The following is a 4072-nucleotide window of genomic DNA, read 5'->3' as shown; positions in this document are numbered from 1 at the left end:
ATCGCTGCTCCGACATGCCTGGCTGGCTACATTGGTACAATCACCACCGACCCCATGCCGGGATCATGGCCGCTCCCCCAGCTCACCGACTGAACAACCTGCTTGGCAACGACACCTAGCGCCCACCGCCGACGCGGATGATGGCGCCGGTCATGTAGGACGCAGCGTCCGACATCAGGAACAGCACCGGGCCAGCCACCTCGTCCGCCGTGCCGCCGCGGCCGCCGAGCGGCACGCTGGGGGTGAGGCGCGCCAACCGGCCCGGCGGGCCGGCGGCTTCATGGATCTCGGTCTCGATCAGGCCGGGCTCGACCGCGTTGACGCGGATGCCTTCGTTGCCGACTTCCTTGGCCAGCCCGATGGTCATCGAGTTGATGGCGCCCTTCGAGGCGGCATAAGCGATGAATTCGTTGGGCGAGCCGAGTGTAGTCGCCGCCGAGGAGATGTTGACGATGACGCCGCCCTTCCCGCCCCTGGCCGTGGACATCCGCCGCACCGCCTCGCGGGCGCAGATCAAGGCACCGGTCACGTTGATGCTGAGCAGCTGTTCGACATCCTTCGCCTTCAGGGCCTCGACCTTGCCATAGGGGCCGATCACGCCGGCATTGTTCACCAGCGCATCGAGGCGGCCGTATTTGTCGTCGATCGCCTTGAACAGGCGCTCGATATCCGCCTCGACGCCGACATCGCCCTGGATCGCCACCGCCTCGCCGCCATGCTGCTTGATCTCGCCGGCCAGCGCCTCGGCCGCATCCTTCGAATGCGCGTAGTTCACCACCACGCGATAGCCGGCCTTGCCGGCGGCGCGGGCGATCGCCGCACCGATTCCCCGGCCGGCGCCGGTGACGAGAAGAACTTTGCTCATAGCTGTCCTTTGATCTCTGCTCCGTAGATCCTTTGGTTCGTCATCCTCCGCGAAGGCGGAGGATCCACGAGTTTGCATCGGCGCGCTCGAGAGAAACTCGTGGATGGTACGCCTTCGCGTACCATGACGATCGAAATGAATGCGTTCAGCCGATCCAGGTCTGCTCCGCGGCGCGGATGAAATTGCCGCCGAGAATGCCGGCGATGTCGGCATCGGCATAGCCGCGCTGCACCAGGCCCGCGGCGATCTCCGGCAGCTGTTCCGGCGGCACGATCTGCATGGCACCGCCGGTGCCGCCATAGCCGAGCGCGCGCGGCCACCATTTGTCGGGGCTCTCATGCGCCGGCAGGTCGTCGATCTCGGGGTGGAAGACGTAGTCGAGGCCGAGTCCGATATGCTGCGCGCCGACCCGCTGCGCCACGTAGTCGATGTGGCGGATCACCGTCTCGGTGCGGATGTCGTTGTTGCCGAGGAAGGGGCCGATGCCGCAGATGCCGATCACGCCGCCGGTCCCGGCGCATTTGTCGATCTGCTCGTCGGTGATGTTGCGGACATGCTCGCGCAGGGCCAGCGGATTGGAATGCGAGAAGATCACCGGCTTCGAGGAGACTTCCATGATCTCCAGGCTGGTCTTGCGGCCGGTATGCGAGCAATCCATCAGCATGCCGACGCGGTTGATCTCCTTCACCACCGCGCGGCCGAGCGCGGTCAGGCCGCGGTCCTGGTCATGGCAGCCCGACGCGATCGAGTTGTTGAGATTGTAGGCGAGATGGATCTGCCGCACGCCGAGATCGCGGAACAGGCCCAGCATCGTGAGGTCGTCTTCCAGCATGGCCGAGCCTTCGAGGTCGAAGGCGATGGCGAGCTTGCCCTCGCGCTTGGCGCGCTTCACGTCCTCGACCGTGCCGGCCAGCAGGTAACGGTCGCTGTTCCGGGCGATCCAGTCGCGGAAGCCGGCGATCACCCGGATGCATTGCGCCAGAGGGTTGAAGTCCATCCCCACGTTGAGCGAGACGAAGGTGGCGCCGGCGCGCCGATGCCGCTCGACCGCGGACAGATCCTGGTTCGCCTTGATCGGCATGCAGGAATGACTGTCCCATACGATGGACTTCCGGTAGATCTCCGGCGCCTTCTCGACCACTGCGACGTCCATGCTCATCCCTTCGGGTGCTTTTGAAACTCTTTTGGCCGGCGGGCCCGTTTGGCGGGTCAGGCCGGCGCCACATTCTAGCCTGTATGGATGGGGGTCGGACAACCCCTCCCGATGCCTTCTTCCGGGCTCGAAATTGTCCTACACTCCCTCTGACACGCGATTACTGTCCACCGGCAGGAATTCGGATCGACCGCATGGACCGACGCCTCACCACCATCGTTGCGGCTGACGTGGTCGGCTACAGCCGGCTGATGGAAGCCGACGATGCCGGGACCCTGGCCGCGCTGAAGGAACGCCGCAAGACCATCCTGCGTCCCTTGGCGGCGGAGCACGGCGGCCGCCTGTTCAAGGTCATGGGTGACGGCGTCCTGCTCGACTTCCCGAGTCCGGTCAAAGCCGTCGAGTTCGCGATCGATCTGCACCGTGCCATGGACGCGGCCAACGATTCGCTCGACGCGGCGCACCGGATGGTGCTGCGGATCGGCATCAACCTCGGCGACGTCATCGTCGAGGGCGAGGATCTCTACGGCGACGGCGTCAACGTCGCGGCCCGGCTGCAGGCGCTGGCCGCGCCCGGCGGCATCTGCGTCTCCGCCGTGGTGCACGACCAGATCGCCAACAAGGTGCCGGTCCGGTTCGACGACATCGGCGAGCCGGCACTGAAGAACATCAGCCGCCCGGTCCGGGCCTTCCTGGCCGCGGTCGGGCGGGCGCCGGGCGAAGCGATCGAGACACCGCAGGCGGCGCGCGACGTGCGGAAGCCATCGATCGCGGTGCTGCCCTTCGCCAACATGAGCGACGATCCCGCACAGGAGTTCTTCGCCGACGGCCTGACCGAGGACACCATCACCGAGTTGTCGCGGTTCCGCGACCTGCTGGTGATCTCGCGCAATTCCTCGATGAAGTACAAAGGCCAGGCCGTCAATGTGCGCGACGTGGCGAAGGCGCTTGATGTCCAGTATGTGATCGAAGGCAGCGTGCGGCGCGCCGGCAACCGGGTGCGGATCACCGTCCAGCTGATCGACGGCGAGACCGACCGGCATGTCTGGGCCGAGAAATACGATCGCAATCTCGAGGACATCTTTGCGATCCAGGACGAGGTGGTGCGCACCATCGTCGCCATCCTGCCCGGCCGGATCGAGGCAGCAACCCGCGCCCGCGCCGAGAACAAGCCGACCTCGAGCATGGCCGCCTTCGAATGCGTGATGTCGGCGCGGCTGCTGCATCACCGCTCGACCCGCGACGACAATGTCCAGGCGACGGCGATGATCGACCGCGCGATCGAGCTCGACCCGCGCTATGCGCATGCCCGGGCCTGGCGCGCCTGCATCCTGGGCCAAGCCTGGGTCAACGGCTATTGTGCCGATCGCGACGCCACCTGGGAAGAGGTGCTGGCCGAGCTGGAACGCGCCGCGGCTCTCGACGACAATGACAGCGACGTGCACCGGATCTCGGCCGCGATCGCCGTCGCCCGCAACGATCTCGACAAGGCGAGCTATCACCAGGAACGCGCGCTCAACCTGAACCCGAACGACGACTTGATCGTCGTGCAGCAGGGCGAGCTCTTGACCTGGCTCGGCCGGGCCGAGGAAGGTATCGACTGGATCCGCCAGGCGATGCGGCTCAACCCCTATCACCCGGCGCGGTTCTGGGGGCATCTCGGCCGCGCCTTCTTCGTCGCCCGCCGTTATGCGGAAGCGATCGACGCCATCAACCGGATCTCACCGCTCGATGCCGGCCATCACGCCCTGCTTGCCGCCGGCCACGCGGCGAACGGCGATCAGGGTTCGGCCGCCCAGCATGTTGCACAAGTGCTGAAGCTGGCGCCCGATTTCACCGTCGCCGCGAACATCGCGACCATGCACCACCGCCAGGCCGCGGACGAGGCGCACCACCGCGACCTGCTGCTGCGCGCCGGGCTGCCGGCCTAGCAGGCTGTTGAAGAAGTCGGCCACGGACGGGCGGTGAAGTTTGCTTCATCGCCGTTGTGGAAGCAGATTTGGCCCTTTAGCGAGCCGTTGGGCTGCAATTTTGCCCAGCCATCACCTGAAGCG

3 protein-coding genes are annotated in these 4072 nt (G+C 66.2%); 1 reads left to right on the top strand and 2 read right to left on the bottom strand.

The genetic code is table 11. The features are described from left to right. Window positions 1-115: 115 nt before the first annotated feature. Both ACH2CY_RS28320 and ACH2CY_RS28315 read right to left on the bottom strand, forming a co-directional pair. A complete protein-coding gene (locus ACH2CY_RS28320; protein ID WP_395023403.1) occupies window positions 116-865 on the bottom strand; it encodes an SDR family oxidoreductase in 750 nt (249 codons plus the stop codon). A gap of 145 nt (window positions 866-1010) precedes the next feature. Then, the gene (locus ACH2CY_RS28315; RefSeq protein WP_395023402.1) at window positions 1011-2018 is read right to left on the bottom strand and encodes a dipeptidase; all 1008 of its coding nucleotides are present in this window, start codon (window positions 2016-2018) and stop codon (window positions 1011-1013) included. A 194-nt stretch (window positions 2019-2212) separates the two neighbouring features. Here ACH2CY_RS28315 and ACH2CY_RS28310 point away from each other — a divergent pair, with 194 nt between their 5' ends. Next, entirely contained in the window at window positions 2213-3949 is a 1737-nt protein-coding gene (locus ACH2CY_RS28310) for an adenylate/guanylate cyclase domain-containing protein (protein ID WP_395023401.1), read from the top strand. The last annotated feature ends 123 nt before the right edge of the window (window positions 3950-4072 follow it).

Origin of the sequence: Dongia sp., assembly GCF_041905885.1 — a bacterium.
Classification (GTDB): Bacteria; Pseudomonadota; Alphaproteobacteria; order Dongiales; family Dongiaceae; genus Dongia.
The sequence above is the reverse complement of the archived record's forward strand: the minus strand, read 5'-3'. Positions and strand labels throughout refer to the sequence as shown.